Genomic DNA, 18003 nt, shown 5'->3' with positions numbered 1-18003 from the left:
CTTCCGGCCAACCCCCAGAGAAAGGTCAGTTGTGTCAGAACGGATATCGGTCCCACGTACCGGAGGGCGCACGGGTGAGGAATCCGCCGCGCTCGACGACGACGCGACACTTCATGCGATGGGATATCCGCGAAAACTGACGCGCCGATTCCAGGCGTTCGACAATTTCGCGATCTCCTTCACCATCATCAACATCATCTCGGGAATCTTCTCGTCCTTCGGATTCGGAATGAATGCCGGTGGTCCGCGCATTCTCGTGTTCGGCTGGATCGGCGTGTCCGTGATGGTGCTGTTCATCGGCGCCGCCATGGCGGAAGTGGCATCCGCCTATCCGACCAGCGGGGCGCTCTATTTCTCCGCGGGAAAGCTCGCCAAGCGTCACAAGGGCGCATGGTCGTGGTACACGGGATGGCTGAATTTCGTGGGTCAGGTGGGCGGCACCGCGGCCACCGGGTACGCGGCCGCCACGTTCATCCAGGCCTTCATCGCGCTCCAGTGGGACTCGTACGAGCCGACCGCGCACCAGACCGTCCTGATCACGATGGTGATCATCGTGCTCCAGGGTCTGGCCAATACCTACACGGTGCAGCTGGTCGCCGTGCTCAACCGGATCTCGGTGTGGTGGCTGCTGATCGGGCTCGTCGTGATCGTGAGCACACTCGTCGTGATGCCCGATCATCACCAGTCGGCTTCGTTCGTCACGCATTTCGAGAACAACACCGGTTTCACCAACGGCCTTTACGGGGGGATGCTCGGCCTGCTGGTCACCAGTTGGACCTTCACGGGCTTCGACGGCAGCTTCCACATGTCCGAGGAAACGGTCCGGGCCACGGTCAACGCGCCGAAGGGGATCACGCGCGCGATCGGCTATTCGGCGGTCACCGGACTCGTCCTCATGCTCGCCCTTGTGTACAGCATTCATGATTATGACCAGGTGGCGGGCTCCTCGGCGCCACCGGTGCAGATTCTCATCGACGGACTTGGCATGGGCACGGCAAAGGCCATCCTCCTCATCGTCATCGGCGCCATGCTCTTCTGCGGCCTGGCGAATCTGACCAGCAACACCCGGCAGATCTTCGCCTTCTCCCGGGACGGCGCGATGCCCGGCTCGCGGTGGTGGCACTCGGTCTCGCCGCGCACCCGCACCCCCGTCAAGGCCGTCTGGCTGGCGGTCGGCTGCTCGCTGGCGCTCGTCCTGCCCGGCTGGTGGTCGCACACCGCCTTCACCGCCATCGTCAGCGTCAACGTCGTCGGACTCTTCCTCGCCTACGCCGTGCCCATCTTCCTTCGGCTGCGGCTCGGCGACGAGTTCCGGCCCGGCCCCTGGAACCTGGGCCGCTGGAGCACGCTCATCGGCTGGGTGGCGGTGATCTGGATCCTCGCCAGCAGTGTGCTGTTCATGCTGCCGCAGGTCTCGCCCATCACCGGCGACACCTTCAACTACGCGTCCATCGCCCTGGCCGTGGTGCTCGTGGTCGCCACGGTCTGGTGGTTCGCCACCGCCCGCCGCCGCTTCCAGGGACCGGTCAGCTACGGCCGGCCCGACGAGGTCGCGGCGATGGACCTCATCTGACGGCCGCCCCCTCGGTGCCCGACGGCCTTCCTACGGCGCGTCCGACGTCCCCTCCCCGGCCCGGCCCTCGCCGGACCGGGGAGAGGCTCCGCAGGTCATGCCAGTGGTCCCGACCAATATTGGTGGGCGCGACGCGAGCCGAAGTGCTGGCAGAACTCGGTGTCCGGCGTCCATAGTTGGCCCACCACCGTGCATTGGGCCCGCCCGTTCCGGACACCTGGGGGTCATCCACCCATGAGCAGAGCCGAACAGCCGTCCCGCAGAACCGTCCTGGCCGCCGCCGTCGCCGCGGCGGCCGTGGGCGCCGCGAGCCCGCCGGCCGCCGCCGCACCGGCGCGCCGCGGGAAAGCGCCGGGCGGCCTCGTGGACAACCGCGCTTGGACCTCGTACTCCGACTGGCGCGGCGGCACCGCGAAGGGCACGCGCAGCGTGTCCGGCGCCCGCCCCGGGGTGGTGATCGCGGCCCCGGCCGGCACCACGGACTACACCGACCCGCACACCGGCACGACCTCCACCTGGGAGTACGCCACGTGGACCTCGCCGGTCCACAAGCTCGCCGTCCCCGCCACCGAGGCCATCGCCTCCTGGAACGCGGACACACCGGCGGGCACCTGGCTCCAGGTCGAACTGACGGGCACGTACTCCGACGGCACGAACACCCCCTGGTACGTGATGGGCCGCTGGGCCGCCGGCGACCAGGACATCAAGCGGACGTCCCTGGACGACCAGAGCGACGGCAAGAGCAGCATCTGGACGGACACCTTCTCCATCGACGACGCCGCCTCGGGCCTGCGCCTCGTCTCCTACCGGCTGCGCCTGACCCTGTACCGGACCCCGGGCAGCCGCATCACGCCCGTCGTGTGGCGGCTCGGCGCGATGGGCTCCGACGTCCCGGACCGCTTCACCGTCCCGGCCTCGACCCCGGGCCTCGCCCAGGAACTCGCCGTCCCGCGCCTGTCCCAGGAGATCCACGCCGGGCAGTACCCCGAGTACGACAACGGCGGCGAGGCCTGGTGCAGTCCGACCTCCTCGCAGATGATCATCGAGTACTGGGGCCGCCGGCCCACCGCCGAGCAACTGTCCTGGGTCGACCCCGCGTACGCCGACCCCCAGGTGTGCCACGCGGCCCGCTTCACGTACGACTACCAGTACGGCGGCTGCGGCAACTGGCCCTTCAACGCCGCCTACGCGTCGACGTACCCCGACCTCCAGGGTGTGGTGACCCGACTCGGCTCGCTCACCGACCTGGAGACGCTGATCGCCGCCGGCATCCCGGCCATAACGTCCCAGTCGTTCCTGAAGACCGAACTGACGGGCGCGGGCTACGGCACCTCGGGCCACCTCATGACCGTCATAGGGTTCACGGCCGACGGCGACGTGATCGCCAACGACCCCGCGTCGCCCAGCGACCAGGCCGTGCGCCGCGTCTACAAGCGGCGCGAGTGGGAGAACATCTGGCTGCGGACCAAGCGGTACAACGCCTCCGGCAACGTCGTCTCCGGCACGGGCGGCGTCTGCTACCTGTACTTCCCGGCGCAGCCCTCGGCACGGCAGCGCAAGGCGCTCGCCGCGGTGGGCATCCGCTGAGCCCGGGAGGGCGGCCCCTCCTCCCCGCCGTGGAGGGGCCGCCCCGGGTGGTCAGCCCTGGACCGGGGCGACCACCCAGTCGGGGTGGTTCGGCATCGGCGGGGTCTTCGCCCCGTACAGCCACGGGTGCAGGAAGCCGTCGAGATCCTCGCCCGCGACCTTCGAGGCCAGATCGACGTAGTCCTGCGTACTCGCGGTCTTCCCCTTGTACGTCGTCACCCAGGCGCGCTCGATCTTCCCGAAGGTCTCCTCGCCGACCTTCTCGCGCAGCGCAAACAGGACGAGCGCCGAGCCGTCGTAGCGCATCCGCTTGAAGAGGTTCGGCTCGGTCGGCTCGGCCGGGGCACCGTAGTCGTGGCGCCATTGGTCGTGGCTCGTGTACGCGGTCTTCATGGTGGTCTCGAAGTCGTCGCCGCCGTGCTCCTGCGAGTACTGCCGCTCGTAGAACCGCGCGTGGCCCTCGCTCAGCCACAGGTCGGACCAGGTTTTGATGCCGACACTGTCACCGGTCCACTGGTGGACCAGCTCGTGCACGAGATTGCGCTCGGCGTCGACTCGTGTGCCCAGCAGATCGGCCTTCGGGACCAGGGAGAGCGACTGCGTCTCCAGCGCCACGCCCAGGTCGGTGTCGCCGACGAGGACGCCGTAGCGGTCGAACGGGTAGGGGCCGAGGCGCTCCTCCAGCCAGGCGATGTGGTCGGCGGTGAGCTTGCGGTACTCCTCGGTCGGCGCCACCAGGTCGTCCGGCACCACATCACGTAGCGGCAGCCCGTGCGGGCCGGTGCCGTCGACGAAGGTGAACCGGCCGATCGCCAGTTGCGCGAGCTGCGTCGCCAGCGGCTGCTCGGAGTCGTACGTCCACTTCACACGCCCGTCGGCCTGCTCGGTGCGCCCGGTGAGCTTGCCGTTGGCGACCGCGGACAGTCCGGCCGGAGTCGTGATGTGGAAGGTGATGGGTGCGCGCCGGCTCGGATGGTCGTTCGACGGGAAGATCATCTTGGCGCCGTCGGGCTGCGGATAGAGCACCGTGCCGTCCGGTGTGGGGATCCAGCCGTAGTCCTCGATGGCGTCGTCGCGGTGCCGGATCCGGGTCGGGTCGGCGGTGTAGGTGACCTTGACCGTGAAGGCCTTTCCCCGGGGCAGGGCCGCCTTCGGGGTGATCACGAGCTCGTCCCCGTCGCGCACGGTGGTGGCCGTCTTCCCGTTCACGGTCACCGAGTGCAGGGTGTTGCCGGCGAAGTCGAGGTCGAAGCGGGACAGGGCCTGCGTCGCGGTCGCCCTGATAGTGGCGGAGGCCTCGAAGGGCGTCCTCGGGGCCTGCCAGTCGAAGTCGAGGGTGTAGCGGCCGACCTCGTAGCCGCCGTTGCCGTCGAGCGGGAAGATCGGGTCGCCGAGCCCGGGCGCACCGGGCGAGGGAGCCGTGGACGTGGCAGGCGCGGCCTGGGAGACGGGACCCGTCAGGGCGGCCGCCACGGTGATCGCCGCCGCGAGGGCCAGGCGAGCTCTGCGGCGGGGCGTCCGGAACGTGCTCATCGAAGACCTTTCGGTTGGCTGACCGCTTTCGTGTGAGGAGACGCACAGTCCCCGCGCATCGTTGTGGAATCACGGGCCATTCGAACCACGTCGAAGTGTGTGCGTGACGGAGGTCTCTACCGCCGCGACCCCTGCCGGTGGCAAGGTGGACGAGCCGGTGGGGAGCCGGCCGAAGCGGGGGACGCCACCGCACCACTACGTCAGCGAGATGCCATGACCGCGACCTCCGCCACCAGCTCCCGTGCCCGCGCCCGCACCGGCGGGCCGCAGGAAGACGGCCCCAAGATCCTTGAGCACGTGCTGGGCTGGACCCTCGTGGTCGTAGTGGCGATGCTGATCACCCAGCTCGGACTGCTCTGATCACCCGGCTCGGACTGCTCTGATCGCCCGGCTCGGACTTGTCTGATCGCCCGGCTCGGAGGTCTTTGATCGCCGTCGGCGGCTCCGCGCCCTTCGGGGGCGGCGCACACCTCGGATCGCTCGTGCGCCTGCGACCTCCACTCCCGGCCCATGCGCCGGGCGAGCGCGTGGGCGATCGACGGGAGTCGATCGAGCAGGTGGCCCTGGTCTGCCATACTTCCGATGTCCTGTCGGCAGGTGGAGACTTGGGCCGGAATTGAATAATAGTCAACAACGCGACGTCGACCGTCCCCGGGCGCGCGGCACCGACCGCTCACTGGCGCGCCGCGCCGAACTCATCGCCATCGGACGGAAGCTCTTCGCCGACACGTCGTACGACGCGCTGTCGATGGACGACATCGCGCGGCAGGCGCATGTCGCCAAGGGGCTGATCTACTACTACTTCAAGTCCAAGCGCGGCTACTACCTCGCCATCGTCCAGGACTCCGTGGCGGATTTGATCTCCCGGGCGGCGGGCGGCCTCGAACTGCCCCCCGAGGAACGGGTGCACCGCACGATCGACGGCTATCTGCGCTACGCCGAGCACAATCAGGCCGCGTACCGCACGATCATCACCGGAGGTGTCGGCTTCGACACCGAGGTGCAGGCCATCCGGGATGGTGTCCGGGAGGTCATCGTCGAGACCATCGCCGAAGGGGCGTGGGGTGCGCGCCGTTTTGGCGGCGAGGCCGGGAGCGCGGGCGGACGGCGCGGTATCGCCCCTTTGCCGCGCATGGCCCTGCTCGGGTGGCTGTACAGCGTCGAGGGAGCCACCCTCGACTGGATCGGCGATCCGGCGCTGCCGCGCGACACCATGCGCGAACTGCTGGTGAAGATGCTGGGCGGCGCGATGCGCGCCGTCGAGGAGCTCGACCCTTCCTATCCGGCTCCCGAGGCGGCCCGTCGGGACGGCGTCTGAGCGTTCCCGCGCCGGGATCACTGGGTATCCGCGCGCACGCGACAGGGGCGGGGGCCGCCGTGGGCCCCCGCCCCTGTCGCCGTACGACTGCGGCTAGTTGATCGACTTGATCAGTTCGCCGTTCGAGGTGTCACCGCTCAGTTCCCAGAAGAAGGTGCCGCCCAGGCCCTGCGCGTTCTTGTAGCTCATCTTGCCGGCGATCGTCGACGGGGTGTCGTAACTCCACCAGTTGTTGCCGCACTTGGCGTACGCGGTGCCGCCGACCGTGCCGGTCGCCGGGCACTTGGTCTTGAGCACCTTGTAGTCGTCGATGCCCTGCTCGTACGTGCCCGCCGCCGGCCCCGTCGCCGTGCCGCCCGGCGCCGCCTGTGTCACACCGGTCCAGCCGCGTCCGTAGAAGCCGATGCCGAGCAGCAGCTTCGAGGCCGGAATGCCGAGGCCCTTGAGCTTCGCGATGGTCGCGGACGTGTGGAAGCCCGCCTTCGGGATGCCGGTGTACGAGTTCAACGGCGAGTGCGGAGCCGTCGGGCCGGCCGCGTCCCAGGCCCCGAAGAAGTCGTACGTCATCGGGTTGTACCAGTCGACGTACTGCGCCGCGCCCGCGTAGTCGGCGGCGTCGATCTTGCCGCCGGCGGTGGCGTCGGCCGTGATCGCCGCGGTGACCAGGTTGCCGCTGCCGAACTTCGTCCGCAGCGCCGACATCAGGTTCTTGAACGCCGCCTTGCCGCTGGTGTCACAGGTGTTGCCGCAGGCGTTCGGGTACTCCCAGTCGATGTCGATGCCGTCGAAGACGTCCGCCCACTTGGAGTTCTCGACCAGGTCGTAGCAGGACTGGGCGAACGCGGCCGGGTTGCGCGCGGCCTCGCCGAACCCGCTCGACCAGGTCCAGCCGCCGAAGGACCACAGGACCTTGAGGCCCGGGTGCTTCTTCTTGAGCTTGCGCAGCTGGTTGAAGTTGCCGCGCAGAGGCTGGTCCCAGGTGTCGGCGACGCCGTCGACGGACTGGTCGGCCGTATAGGCCTTGTCCGTCGCCGCGTACGCGTCTCCCATGGCGCACTTGCCGCCGGTGACATTGCCGAAGGCGTAGTTGATGTGGGTCAGCTTGGCGGCCGAGCCGGAGGTCTCGATGTTCTTGACGTGGTAGTTCCGGTCGTAGACACCCCATTCGGTGAAGTAGCCGACGACTTTGGATCCGGCCGCGGCCGCCTGCGCGGTGCCGGCCTGTGCGGTGCCGGCGGTGCGGGACTCGGGCGTGGCGGTCGCGGTGCCGGCACCGGCGAGCAGTCCCGCGCCCAGGACGGCGCAACAGGCGGCGGACAGGAGCGCCCGGAAGGAGGCGCGGGGGCGGTGCGGTCTGAGCATCGTGTCTCCTCGTGGGGGAGGGGAGCGTGTGGGGGCGATGGTGCTTGGACCTGCCGACGGCCGCGGGGCCCGCCTGTTGCGGGCCGCTCGGCCCGTCGGACGCCAGGCCACGGGGGCCTGTCGATGCTGCTTGGCATGAACGCGTTAAGGCGTTGGAGGAACCCTAGGAGGACTAGACCAGTGCGTCAATGGTTCGGACCAATTTCCCTTTCTTTGAGTAAGCGGTCGTTAACTGGTGACTCGATGCCTCCGATCGGGCATACTCACAGCGCCACAGCCGCTGATCAGCGCGTTCCGCAACCCGGAGCGGGAGCATCGGCTGGGCCAGGTGAGACCCGGCGGAGCAGCCCCACCCAGGTGTGCGTCCGCCGATGTGCCCGACAGGGAGGAGAGCGTCGCCATGCCCGACCGCGCCCCGCAGCCGGTGGACCGTCAACTGCCCACGGACGAGGCCCGGGATCTGATCTCGCTCGTCCGCGACATCGCGCAGCGTGAGATCGCCCCGAAGGCGGCCGAGGAGGAGGACGCCGGACGCTTCCCGCGGGACGTCTTCGGGCTGCTGTCCGAATCGGGTCTGCTCGGTCTGCCCTACGACTCCGAGTACGGCGGCGGTGACCAGCCGTACGAGGTCTACCTCCAGGTGCTCGAAGAGCTCGCCGCGGCCCGTCTCACCGTCGGCCTCGGCGTCAGCGTGCACACCCTCGCCTGCCACGCCCTCGCGAACTACGGAACCAAGGAACAGCAGGTCGAGCACCTGCCCGCGATGCTCGGCGGCGGACTCCTCGGCGCGTACTGCCTCTCCGAGCCGTCCTCCGGGTCGGACGCCGCCTCGCTGCGCACCAAGGCCGTGCGCGAGGAAGGGGACCCCTCCCGCGCGAGCGGGGCCGAGGGCGGGGGAGATTGGGTGATCACCGGCACCAAGGCCTGGATCACGCACGGCGGTGTCGCCGACTTCTACACCGTGCTCGCCCGCAGCGGCGGCCAGGGCCCCCGCGGCATCACGGCCTTCCTGGTGCCGGGGGACGCCGCGGGGCTGAGTGCCGCGCCGCCGGAGAAGAAGATGGGCATGAAGGGTTCGCCCACCGCCCAGGTCCACCTCGACGGGGTGCGGGTCCCCGACGACCGCCGGCTCGGGGACGAGGGCCAGGGGTTCGCCATCGCCCTGTCCGCGCTCGACTCCGGACGCCTCGGCATCGCGGCCTGCGCCATCGGCCTGGCCCAGGCGGCGCTCGACGAGGCCGTGGCCTACGCGACCGGCCGTCAGCAGTTCGGGCGTCCCATCTCGGACTTCCAGGGGCTGCGCTTCATGCTCGCGGACATGGCGACGCAGATCGAGGCCGGCCGGGCGCTGTACCTGGCCGCGGCACGGCTGCGCGACGCGGGACGGCCGTTCTCCAAGCAGGCGGCCATGGCCAAGCTGCTGTGCACGGACACGGCGATGAAGGTGACCACGGACGCCGTGCAGGTGCTCGGCGGCTACGGCTACACCGCGGACTTCCCCGCCGAGCGCTACATGCGCGAGGCCAAGGTGCTCCAGATCGTCGAGGGCACCAATCAGATCCAGCGCATGGTCATCGCGCGTCACCTCGCGGGTCCCGACTCGCGCTGAACTGCGCGTACCCGTACATCGCCGACGGGGCGGCCAGCCTGACCCACTCCGGGTCGTGCCGCCCCGGCAGCGTGCGTCCGCGATCGGCCCAGGTGCGGATCAGGGCGCGGTAGATGGGCGGATCCGGGTTCGGCGGGGGCCCCTGCCGAACCGGTTCTGTCGGAGCGGGGACGAAGATCCGGCGCCGACGACCGGTCGCGGAGTAGGTGGGGGTCATACCGGGGCAACGCGCGGGCGGCCGGGCAGGTCACCCGCGCACGGAATCGACCGTGAGTTCACTCGAAGCCCGTACGGGGGCCTGTCGGGCGCGGCGCCTGGACGCCGGCGGGCGGGCCCCCTGCCCGGCGTGCCCCACCGCGTGGTCGGCGTGCTCGCGGCCGCCCGTGGGGGCACGCGCATCTCGCGCGGCCGGTCCGTGACCGGTGCTTTCGCGGCGGGTCTGTGGGGCGCGCGCATCCGGTGAGGCGGTCCGCGATCGAGCGGTCCCCCGGCCGCATGTGGTCGCCCCACGGGTTCTCCGGCCCGGATGGGTGTCGTGCTCGGGCAGGGGTCCCGGCTGGGGCGTGCGGCCCGGCCGGGGCTTCGCGCGGGGTATTGCCCGCGGGTTCTCCGGCCCGGATGGGTGTCGTGCTCGGGTATGGGTGCCGACAGCGGTGTGCGGCCTTGCTGGGGCCTCGCCGAGGTCCTGCGGTCCTGGGTGGGGTGCTCCGCCGCCCCGGGGCCCGGTCGAGGCTCCCGGTGCCGGGGTGTGCCCCCGCGGCGTGCGGAGCCGGGCGCCCGTGCCCTCGCCGGGCGTCGTCCGGCGCGGCGACGTCCGGCGTCCGGGCCGGGACGCGGCACGCGACGCCGAGGCGCTCCGCCCGGGCCGCGGCATGCGGTCGCGGGACGTATCGCCCGGGCCGCGGCATGCGGTCGCGGGACGTATCGCCCGGCGTGCGGGATCTGGCCGTGCGGCAATATCTGACGTACCGTCAATTCGCCGTCGTGCCCGGGCCGCACCCTGTCGCGCGATGTCGACCGCCGTGCGTCCAGGGAGGCCTGCCGTGCCCGACGACCGTCCCGTTGCCCTAGACGAGTACCCGGTGCACCAGGTGCCCCTGTCCATGAGGCACGTCGCCACCGGCGACCGGAACGCGTACGACCGGTGCATCTTCCACGTCCTCGACCACCAGGGCGGAGCGCTGCTGATCCTCGGCCTCGGCGTCTATCCGAACCTCGGTGTGATCGACGCCTACGCCACCTTGCGTCTCGGAGACCGCCTGCACGCGATACGGGCGTCGGACGCGCTCGGCGACGACCGCATGAACCTTGCCGTCGGCCCGCTGCGGATCACCGTCGAGGAGCCGCTGCGCCGTCTGCGCCTCCGGTCGGACGACGACTCCCTGTCCTACGACATCACCTGGACCGCCGACTTCCCGGCCCTGTGGGAGCCGCACCACATCCAGCGCCGCGGTGGCCGTCTGACGCTGGAAGGGCGCCGCTTCGTGCAGGCGGGCGGCGTCCAGGGGGTCATCCGCGTCGACGGCGAGGAGATACCCGTCTCGGCGGGCGAGTGGACCGGCACCCGTGACCGCAGCTGGGGAGTGCGTCCGACCCCGGGGGAGGAGGGCGGCCGGCTCGCCGAGGAGAACCCCACCGAGGGGTTCCACTGGATCTGGTGCCCGGTCCGCTTCGACGACCGCTTCCTCATGGTCGTCGTGCAGGAGGACGCCGACGGCCATCGCACGCTCAACGACGCGACCCTCGTGCGCGAGGGTCACCGCGATCTCCAACTCGGCTGGCCCCAGGTCGACATCACCTACCGGTCCGGCACGCGCGAGCCCACCTCGGCCGTCGTGCACCTCACGGACCCCGTCGGCCGCAAACCCCTGGAACTGGGCGTGCAGGTGCTGGCCTCGTCACCGCTCGCCGTCGGCGCGGGCTATCCACCCGCCGACGACTGGCAGCACGGCACCTGGCGCGGTCGCGACTGGACCGACCGCCGCGTCTACGACCTCTCCGACCCCGCCGCGCATCCGCTCGCCGCGTACGGGGTGGTCGACCACGCGGCCCGCTTCACCCTCGACGGGCAGGTCGGTCACGGGATCTTCGAGCACGGCTCGTTCGGCCGCCACGACCCGAGCGGCTTCACCGGCTTCGACTCCGTAGCGCCCTGATGGGAGTGGTCAGATGGCCACCGCACCACGTCCCCGCACGACCACCCGCGAACCCGAGGAACTGGCGCGCCGGCTGACCGCCTGGCTGCGCACGAGACTGCCCGGCGCCGAGGCCGTCGACGTGACCGTCCCCGCGTCCAACGGAATGTCCAGCGAGACCCTGCTGTTCGACATCGAGCATCCCGAACCACCCCTGCGCGGCTGCGCGTTGAGACTCGCGGCGGACCCGTCGGCGTACACCGTGTTCCCCGTGTACGACATGCCGCGGCAGTACCGCACCATGTGCCTGGTCGGCGAGCGCACCGACCTGCCGGTGCCGCGGGTGCTCTGGCTCGAGGAGGACCCGGCGCCGCTGGGGGCGCCCTTCTTCGTCATGGAACGGGTCGACGGGCGCGTGCCACCGGACGTGATGCCCTACACGTACGAGGGGAACTGGCTGCACGCGGCGAGCGACGACGAGCGCGCGCACCTGGAGGCGGCGTCGATCGGACTCCTGGCCCGACTGCACGACCAGGTGCCCGTGAAGGAGGCCGACTTCCTGGCGCTGCCCGGCGACGGCAGTCCGCTGCGCCGCCATGTCGCATCCCAACATGCCTACTACGCGTGGGTGACTGACGGCCTGTCACGCTCGCCGCTGATCGAGAGCGCCTTCGCACGTCTCGAGGAGCTCTGGCCGCGCGAGGAGGGCGAGGCGGTGCTCAACTGGGGTGACGCGCGCATCGGGAACGTCGTCTACGACGGCTTCGAACCGGCCGCCGTCCTCGACTGGGAGATGGCGGCCCCGGCCCCGCGTGAGGTCGACCTCGGCTGGACCGTCTATCTGCACCGCTTCTTCCAGGACCTCACCGTGGGCTTCGGCCAGGCAGGCCTGCCCGGCTTCCTGCGCCGCGACCGCGTCGAACGGCGCTACGCCGAACTCACCGGCCACGTACCGCGGGACATGGACTTCTACACCCTGTACGCCGCGCTGCGGCACGCCATCGTCATGCTGCGCGTCGCCTACCGCCAGGCGCACTTCGGCGAGGTCGCCGTGCCCACGGACCCGGACACACTGATCCTGCACCACGGCAGCCTGCGTGCCATGGTGCAGGGCAGTTACTGGGACGGACCGGGCGTCGGCCGCTGAGGCCGCGGCGTCAGGCGGCCTGGCGCGGCATCACGGGGATGCGCATCGGGCGCGAGCCCGGACCACCCACGTGGGAGAACGGCTGCGTGCGCCAGTCGAGCCCCTGAGGGAGCGTCAACAGCAGGGCCATGTCCTGCTGTTGGGGTTCCGCGGACTCGTCCGCGGGTCGTGCGTCGGCCGCCGCGCGACCGGTACCCGAGCAGACCGTGAGCCCGAACGGGTTCCACGGCGAGGCGCACAGCGCGTGCTCCGGCAGGAACTCCTCGTCCGCCAGGAGCGCGATGGGCTGCGCGCAGTCCGGGCAGATCACCCGGTACATCTCGAAGGTGTCGTACGCGTCGAACTCCTCGCCGTCCAGGGCGTCCGGTTCGACGCCCTCCGGCTCGGGCTCGACAACCGGCTGCTGCCGCTTGGGTGCCGTACGGCCAGGGCGCTTAAGACTCTGCATGGGATTCTCCCCCTCGGGTGGGCCGACAAGGCGCTGCGGCCTCGACCACAGCAAGCACTTCCCGTCCGGTCTCTGCGGTAATCACGAGAACATCTCGGACCCGGTTGCATGCGTGTGGTGTTCGTCACATGCCGTGTGCAGGTGCCCGGCCCGGTCGTTTTGTCCCCCGCGCGCCGCACGGCTCACGCACAGACACATCACAAACCGGGTATGACCTGCGCTGCTGAGGTATCCGGGGGATCAAGCGCCCTGTAGGTTCTTGCGTCATGGAGGAGCTGGACCGACAGATTGTGCAGCTGCTCGTCGCAGACGGGCGGATGAGTTACACCGACTTGGGCAAGGCCACGGGCCTGTCCACGTCCGCCGTGCATCAGCGCGTGCGCCGGCTGGAGCAGCGCGGCGTGATCCGCGGCTACGCGGCGGTAGTGGACCCGGAGGCCGTCGGTCTGCCCATGACCGCCTTCATCTCGGTGAAACCGTTCGACCCCAGCGCCCCGGACGACATCGCGGAGCGCCTCGCCGACGTCCCGGAGATCGAGGCCTGCCACAGCGTCGCCGGCGACGAGAACTACATCCTCAAGGTGCGCGTCTCCACCCCGCACGAGCTGGAGGAGCTTCTCGCCCGGCTGCGCACCCTGGCGGGTGTGTCGACCCGTACGACGGTCGTGCTGTCCACGCCCTACGAGGCGCGACCGCCCCGGATCTGACGTCGTTCGCCCCTTTTTGCGGGCCCCGCGCGCGGGGAGCGTGCCGACAGGCGCGAGACTGTCTCCATGAGTGAGAGCACCGCCTCGTCGGACACCGTGCTGCTGCGCGGTGGAGAGGTCCACAGTCCCGCCGACCCCTTCGCCACCGCGATGGTCGTGGAGCGAGGGCAAGTCGCCTGGGTCGGCTCCGAGGGCGCGGCCGACGCCTTCGTGGACGGGGTCGACGAAGTCGTGGACCTCGAAGGCGCCCTGGTCACCCCGGCGTTCACGGATGCGCACGTGCACACCACCGCCACCGGGCTCGCGCTCAGCGGCCTCGACCTGTCCGGCGCCCGCACCTTGGACACGGCCCTCGCCCTGGTGCGCGACTTCGCCGCCGCCCACCCCGGCGACCGGGTGCTGCTCGGGCACGGCTGGGACGCGGCCCGCTGGCCCGGCGGACAGCCCCCGACGCGCGCCGCACTCGACGAGGCCACCTGCGGCCGGCCGCTCTACCTCTCCCGCATCGACGTGCACTCGGCCGTGGTCACCACCGCACTCCTCGACCTGGTCCCGGGCGTCACCGACCAGGCCGGTTACTCACCCGACGGCCCGCTGACGCGGGACGCCCACCACGCCGTGCGCGCCGCGGCCCTCGGCGCCGTCACCGGCGAGCAGCGGAGCCGGGCCCAGCGCGCCGCCCTCGCGCACGCCGCCTCGCTCGGCATCGGATCCGTGCACGAATGCGGTGGCCCCGACATCTCCTCCGAGGACGACTTCGCCGCCCTGCTGCGGCTCGCGGCCGAGGAGCCCGGCCCCCGGGTCGTCGGTTACTGGGCCGAGGCGGGCGAGGAGGGCATCGAGAGGGCCCGGGCGCTCGGCGCGCTGGGCGCGGCGGGTGACCTCTTCGCCGACGGCTCCCTCGGCTCGCACACCGCCTGCCTGCACCAGCCGTACGCCGACGCGGGGCACACCGGCACCGCCTACCTCGATGCCGCCGCGGTCACCGCGCACGTGGTGGCCTGCACCGAGGCCGGCATCCAGGCGGGCTTCCACGCGATCGGCGACGCCGCTGTGGCCTCGGTGGTCGAGGGCGTGCGCGCAGCCGCCGAGAAGGTCGGCCTGGCCCGGGTCCGGGCCGCCCGGCACCGCGTCGAGCACGCCGAGATGCTCACCCCCGAGACGATCGCGGGCTTCGCCGAGCTCGGCCTGACCGCCTCCGTGCAGCCCGCCTTCGACGCGCTGTGGGGCGGCGAGGACGGCATGTACGCGCAGCGTCTCGGCGCCGAACGCGCCCGCGCGCTCAACCCCTTCGCCGCCCTCCTGCGCAGCGGCGTACCGCTCGCGTTCGGCTCCGACAGCCCCGTCACCCCGCTCGACCCGTGGGGCACCGTACGGGCCGCCGCGTTCCACCGCACACCTGAGCACCGGGTGTCCGTACGCGCCGGTTTCACGGCGCATACGCGGGGCGGCTGGCGGGCCGTCGGACGTGACGACGCGGGCATCCTGGTGCCCGGAGCGCCCGCCGACTACGCCGTATGGCGCACCGGCGACCTCGTCGTACAGGCCCCGGACGACCGCGTCGCCCGCTGGTCGACGGACCCCCGGTCCGGCACGCCCGGACTGCCGGACCTGACCCCGGGAGGCGACCTGCCCGTCTGCCTGCGCACCGTCGTCGGCGGCCGGACGGTATTCGTACGGCCTAACGAGTGATGTCCGGGGGTGGCGTGGCCCCCGTCGTCGTTCGCGGCCCTGTCGCGCGACCTGCGCATCCTCCGCACTGACCAGGGGTTTGTGTGGAAAGCCGCAGCTCAAACGACTGTTGACACCGGGCCGCAGGGGGCCGGTAGGTTCGGCCGGGTCCACCACCGGACGTCCGACCGGGGAACTTCCGCGCGGCCGTCGAGGCGCCGCTGGGTCAGGGGTGATGTGCCGCACCGGCGCACCACCACTGGGAGCCAGGCCCAGCGCCCGCGCCACGAGGCGAGGGAACGTTCCGACAAGTCGGCAGGTGTGACCCGGGTGGGGCCCGGACGTTCAGTAGACAACGGCTTTCGGTCGACTCGCAGCCAGCGAGTCCCTGGTCGGCCCGAAGGGCGCCGGGCCCCGATCCCGCAGCACACGCCTCCGGCCTCCGGAAAACGCAGTCTTACCCCGTTCTTGTCGAATCGACACCCCGGTAGTGACGCGCCGACGCAGCAGTGCAGGTTGGGCGCACTATGGTGGACCTCTGCGTACGGACTTGAAGGGGCAGCAGTGAACGACGGCGACGGGACCCTCGCGGCACAAGCCCAGGGGAGGCAGTTCGGCCCGCTCGGCACGGCCTTGGTGATCATCCCGACCTACAACGAGGCGGAGAACATCAAGCGGATCGTCGGTCGCGTACGCGCCGCCGTGCCCGAGGCCCACGTCCTGGTGGCCGACGACAACAGTCCGGACGGCACCGGCAAGCTCGCCGACGAGCTGGCCGCCGAGGACGACAACGTCCAGGTGATGCACCGCAAGGGCAAGGAAGGACTCGGCGCCGCGTATCTCGCGGGCTTCCGCTGGGGCCTCGACCACGGCTACGGCGTACTCATCGAGATGGACGCCGACGGCTCGCACCAGCCCGAGGAACTGCCGAGGCTGCTGACCGCGCTCAAGGGAGCGGACCTCGTGCTCGGCTCCCGCTGGGTGCCGGGCGGCCGGGTGGTGAACTGGCCCAAGTCCCGCGAGTTCATCTCCCGCGGCGGCAGCCTCTACTCGCGCGTGCTGCTCGACGTGCCGATCCGTGACGTCACCGGCGGCTACCGTGCCTTCCGGCGCGAGACCCTCGAAGGCCTCGGACTCGGCGAGGTCGCCTCCCAGGGTTACTGCTTCCAGGTGGACCTCGCGCGCCGCGCGGTGAAGGCGGGCTACCACGTCGTGGAGGTCCCCATCACCTTCGTGGAGCGGGAACTGGGCGACTCCAAGATGAGCCGCGACATCCTGGTGGAGGCGCTGTGGCGCGTCACCACGTGGGGTGTGGGGGAGCGGGTCGGACGGATCACCGGGCGGAAGTCCTCCTGACGCACCCCGGACGCCACCGCGGGGCATCCCCCCGGCGCCCGGCCGCCCTCCCTCGTGCCCCTCGCCCAGGCGGGGACGCTCTCCCGTGGAGGGTGGGGCGGCCGATCATCCGCTTATCCCGTACTGAGCCGGGTCCAGGCACACTGGGAGCATGACGACTGGCGTTCCGACTTCCTCCTACCCCGCCCGGCCGCGGCGATCGCGGCTGCGCACCTTCCTGCCGCTCGGCATCGCGGCGTGGCTGGTGCTGGAGATCTGGCTGCTGACCATGGTCGCGGGGACGGCGAGCGGCTTCGCCGTGTTCCTGCTGCTGGCCGCCGGATTCGTGCTCGGCGGGGTGGTCATCAAGCGCGCCGGGCGCCGTGCCTTCCGCAACCTCAGCGAGACGCTGCAGCGGCAGCAGAGCGGTGTCGCGCCCGCCGGCCAGGGCGGCCGGGGCAACGGCCTGATGATGCTCGGCGGTCTGCTGCTGATGATCCCGGGGCTCATCTCCGACGCCGTGGGTCTTCTCCTGCTGATCCCGGCCGTCCAGAAGGCCGTCGGCCGGTACGCGGAGCGCACCCTCGACCGCAAGATGCGGGAGGCCGTCCCCGGCACCTTCGGCGACGCGTTCCAGCAGGCCCGCATCCATCGCCCCGACGGCAAGGTGGTGCCGGGCGAGGTCATCAGGGACGAGGACCGGCCGAGCCCGCAGCACGGTGAGTACCCGCCGCTGACCCGCTGACCTCCGGGCGCCGTACGCCCGTCGCGAGGACCCCGCCCAGCCGAGGGCGGGGTCCTCGCGCATGCGGGGCGAGGTGCCCGCGTGGCGCGACCGGGATGCGCACGAGCGGCGACGGGTGGGCCGGGGCTGTGCCGGGCGGCTGTGTGGGCCTGGGGGCGCGGGACGAGCGGTTCGTGGGGCGCCCGGAGGCCGGGACGGCCCGCGACACGGCCCGGGGCCGCACGCGAGACGTGCCCGGGGCGCACGATGAACGTGCCCGGGCCGCACGCGAGACGGGCCCAAGGCAGCAGGAGACCGCGGGCCCGTACGCGAGACGTACGTGCCCGGGCCGCACGCGAGACGGGTCCAAGGCAGCACGAGACCGCGGGCCCGTACGACTGACGTACGTGCCCGCGGTCTCGGCGTGCTATGTGTATGCCGTCCGGCCCCGTGGGGTCAGGCGGACTTGCGGCTGTCCCGCGGATGCACCGCGATGTTCATCGCGCCGGAGCGCAGGACGGCCAGGCGCTCTTCGAGGACCTCTTCGAGTTCCTCTCGGGTACGCCGCTCCATCAGCATGTCCCAATGGGTACGCGCAGGCTTGGCCTTCTTTTCCTCAGGGCCGTCGCCGTCCACGAGGAGTGCCTGGGCCCCGCAGACCTTGCACTCCCACTCCGGCGGGATCTCCGCCTCGACCGAGAAGGGCATCTCGAACCGGTGCCCCTTCTCGCATGCGTACTCCACGGCCTGGCGCGGGGCCAGGTCGATGCCGCGGTCCGTCTCGTAGCTGGTCACCACGAGGCGCGTGCCGCGAAGAGCTCGCTCACTCATGAATCGTGCCTCCCGGGCTTGTC

At 71.2% G+C, this 18003-nt stretch carries 15 protein-coding genes; 11 read left to right on the top strand and 4 right to left on the bottom strand.

Features of this window, described 5'->3' with window-relative positions:
* The first annotated feature begins 31 nt into the window (after positions 1–31).
* Positions 32–1573: an amino acid permease gene (locus ABEB03_RS39330; RefSeq protein ID WP_345657772.1), complete on the top strand. Its 1542-nt coding sequence runs from the start codon at positions 32–34 to the stop codon at positions 1571–1573.
* Positions 1574–1807: 234 nt separating this feature from the next.
* Complete coding sequence (locus ABEB03_RS39325) at positions 1808–3160, top strand: peptidase C39 family protein (protein ID WP_345657771.1); 1353 nt, start codon at positions 1808–1810, stop codon at positions 3158–3160.
* A 51-nt stretch (positions 3161–3211) separates the two neighbouring features.
* Here the strand turns inward: ABEB03_RS39325 and ABEB03_RS39320 are convergent, their stop codons facing one another.
* The gene (locus ABEB03_RS39320; protein WP_345657770.1) at positions 3212–4693 is read right to left on the bottom strand and encodes a M1 family metallopeptidase; all 1482 of its coding nucleotides are present in this window, start codon (positions 4691–4693) and stop codon (positions 3212–3214) included.
* Positions 4694–4906: 213 nt separating this feature from the next.
* On the opposite strand from ABEB03_RS39320, the gene ABEB03_RS39315 reads away from it, so the two are divergent.
* Both ABEB03_RS39315 and ABEB03_RS39310 read left to right on the top strand, forming a co-directional pair.
* Positions 4907–5053, top strand: a complete 147-nt coding sequence (locus ABEB03_RS39315) for an SCO1431 family membrane protein (RefSeq protein ID WP_107469320.1) — start codon at positions 4907–4909, stop codon at positions 5051–5053.
* Between the two features lie 256 nt (positions 5054–5309).
* Entirely contained in the window at positions 5310–6011 is a 702-nt protein-coding gene (locus tag ABEB03_RS39310) for a TetR/AcrR family transcriptional regulator (protein ID WP_345657769.1), read from the top strand.
* Between the two features lie 93 nt (positions 6012–6104).
* On the opposite strand, the gene ABEB03_RS39305 is transcribed toward ABEB03_RS39310, so the two are convergent.
* A complete protein-coding gene (locus tag ABEB03_RS39305; RefSeq protein ID WP_095932978.1) occupies positions 6105–7373 on the bottom strand; it encodes a glycoside hydrolase family 18 protein in 1269 nt (422 codons plus the stop codon).
* A gap of 400 nt (positions 7374–7773) precedes the next feature.
* Here ABEB03_RS39305 and ABEB03_RS39300 point away from each other — a divergent pair, with 400 nt between their 5' ends.
* The 3 genes from ABEB03_RS39300 (at position 7774) to ABEB03_RS39285 (ending at position 12264) form a co-directional block, all read left to right on the top strand.
* Positions 7774–8982: an acyl-CoA dehydrogenase family protein gene (locus ABEB03_RS39300; RefSeq protein WP_345657768.1), complete on the top strand. Its 1209-nt coding sequence runs from the start codon at positions 7774–7776 to the stop codon at positions 8980–8982.
* A 1043-nt stretch (positions 8983–10025) separates the two neighbouring features.
* Entirely contained in the window at positions 10026–11138 is a 1113-nt protein-coding gene (locus ABEB03_RS39290; RefSeq protein WP_345657766.1) for a hypothetical protein, read from the top strand.
* A 13-nt stretch (positions 11139–11151) separates the two neighbouring features.
* Complete coding sequence (locus ABEB03_RS39285; protein WP_345657765.1) at positions 11152–12264, top strand: phosphotransferase family protein; 1113 nt, start codon at positions 11152–11154, stop codon at positions 12262–12264.
* 10 nt (positions 12265–12274) lie between these two features.
* Here the strand turns inward: ABEB03_RS39285 and ABEB03_RS39280 are convergent, their stop codons facing one another.
* Positions 12275–12712, bottom strand: coding sequence for a hypothetical protein (locus ABEB03_RS39280; RefSeq protein ID WP_345657764.1), 438 nt, complete (start codon positions 12710–12712; stop codon positions 12275–12277).
* A 266-nt stretch (positions 12713–12978) separates the two neighbouring features.
* Between ABEB03_RS39280 and ABEB03_RS39275 the strand changes: the two genes are divergently transcribed.
* The 4 genes from ABEB03_RS39275 to fxsA all read left to right on the top strand — a co-directional run bounded on the left by ABEB03_RS39275 (position 12979) and on the right by fxsA (position 17170).
* A complete protein-coding gene (locus ABEB03_RS39275; RefSeq protein ID WP_028803629.1) occupies positions 12979–13419 on the top strand; it encodes an Lrp/AsnC family transcriptional regulator in 441 nt (146 codons plus the stop codon).
* 66 nt (positions 13420–13485) lie between these two features.
* Positions 13486–15111: an amidohydrolase gene (locus ABEB03_RS39270; protein ID WP_345657763.1), complete on the top strand. Its 1626-nt coding sequence runs from the start codon at positions 13486–13488 to the stop codon at positions 15109–15111.
* A gap of 543 nt (positions 15112–15654) precedes the next feature.
* Positions 15655–16446, top strand: a complete 792-nt coding sequence (locus ABEB03_RS39265) for a polyprenol monophosphomannose synthase (protein WP_345657762.1) — start codon at positions 15655–15657, stop codon at positions 16444–16446.
* A 151-nt stretch (positions 16447–16597) separates the two neighbouring features.
* Positions 16598–17170 (top strand): FxsA family membrane protein, encoded by a 573-nt coding sequence (fxsA, locus tag ABEB03_RS39260; protein WP_345657761.1) that lies wholly within the window; start codon positions 16598–16600, stop codon positions 17168–17170.
* A gap of 435 nt (positions 17171–17605) precedes the next feature.
* Here the strand turns inward: fxsA and ABEB03_RS39255 are convergent, their stop codons facing one another.
* The gene (locus ABEB03_RS39255) at positions 17606–17980 is read right to left on the bottom strand and encodes an RNA polymerase-binding protein RbpA (protein WP_003977404.1); all 375 of its coding nucleotides are present in this window, start codon (positions 17978–17980) and stop codon (positions 17606–17608) included.
* Between the last annotated feature and the right edge of the window lie 23 nt (positions 17981–18003).

This window comes from Streptomyces siamensis (assembly GCF_039543605.1).
GTDB lineage: Bacteria > Actinomycetota > Actinomycetes > Streptomycetales > Streptomycetaceae > Streptomyces > Streptomyces siamensis.
Note: the sequence above shows the minus strand (reverse complement) of the source record. Positions and strands in the feature narration are given on the sequence as shown.

What these genes read in the sequence shown, in the direction of transcription:
- ABEB03_RS39255 (WP_003977404.1), bottom strand. Translation starts at nt 17,980, where the DNA reads ATGAGTGAGCGAGCTCTTCGCGGCACGCGCCTCGTGGTGACCAGCTAC.
- ABEB03_RS39305 (WP_095932978.1), bottom strand. Translation starts at nt 7,373, where the DNA reads ATGCTCAGACCGCACCGCCCCCGCGCCTCCTTCCGGGCGCTCCTGTCC.
- ABEB03_RS39325 (WP_345657771.1), top strand. Translation starts at nt 1,808, where the DNA reads ATGAGCAGAGCCGAACAGCCGTCCCGCAGAACCGTCCTGGCCGCCGCC.
- ABEB03_RS39315 (WP_107469320.1), top strand. Translation starts at nt 4,907, where the DNA reads ATGACCGCGACCTCCGCCACCAGCTCCCGTGCCCGCGCCCGCACCGGC.
- ABEB03_RS39280 (WP_345657764.1), bottom strand. Translation starts at nt 12,712, where the DNA reads ATGCAGAGTCTTAAGCGCCCTGGCCGTACGGCACCCAAGCGGCAGCAG.
- ABEB03_RS39300 (WP_345657768.1), top strand. Translation starts at nt 7,774, where the DNA reads ATGCCCGACCGCGCCCCGCAGCCGGTGGACCGTCAACTGCCCACGGAC.
- fxsA (WP_345657761.1), top strand. Translation starts at nt 16,598, where the DNA reads ATGACGACTGGCGTTCCGACTTCCTCCTACCCCGCCCGGCCGCGGCGA.
- ABEB03_RS39270 (WP_345657763.1), top strand. Translation starts at nt 13,486, where the DNA reads ATGAGTGAGAGCACCGCCTCGTCGGACACCGTGCTGCTGCGCGGTGGA.
- ABEB03_RS39285 (WP_345657765.1), top strand. Translation starts at nt 11,152, where the DNA reads ATGGCCACCGCACCACGTCCCCGCACGACCACCCGCGAACCCGAGGAA.
- ABEB03_RS39320 (WP_345657770.1), bottom strand. Translation starts at nt 4,693, where the DNA reads ATGAGCACGTTCCGGACGCCCCGCCGCAGAGCTCGCCTGGCCCTCGCG.
- ABEB03_RS39275 (WP_028803629.1), top strand. Translation starts at nt 12,979, where the DNA reads ATGGAGGAGCTGGACCGACAGATTGTGCAGCTGCTCGTCGCAGACGGG.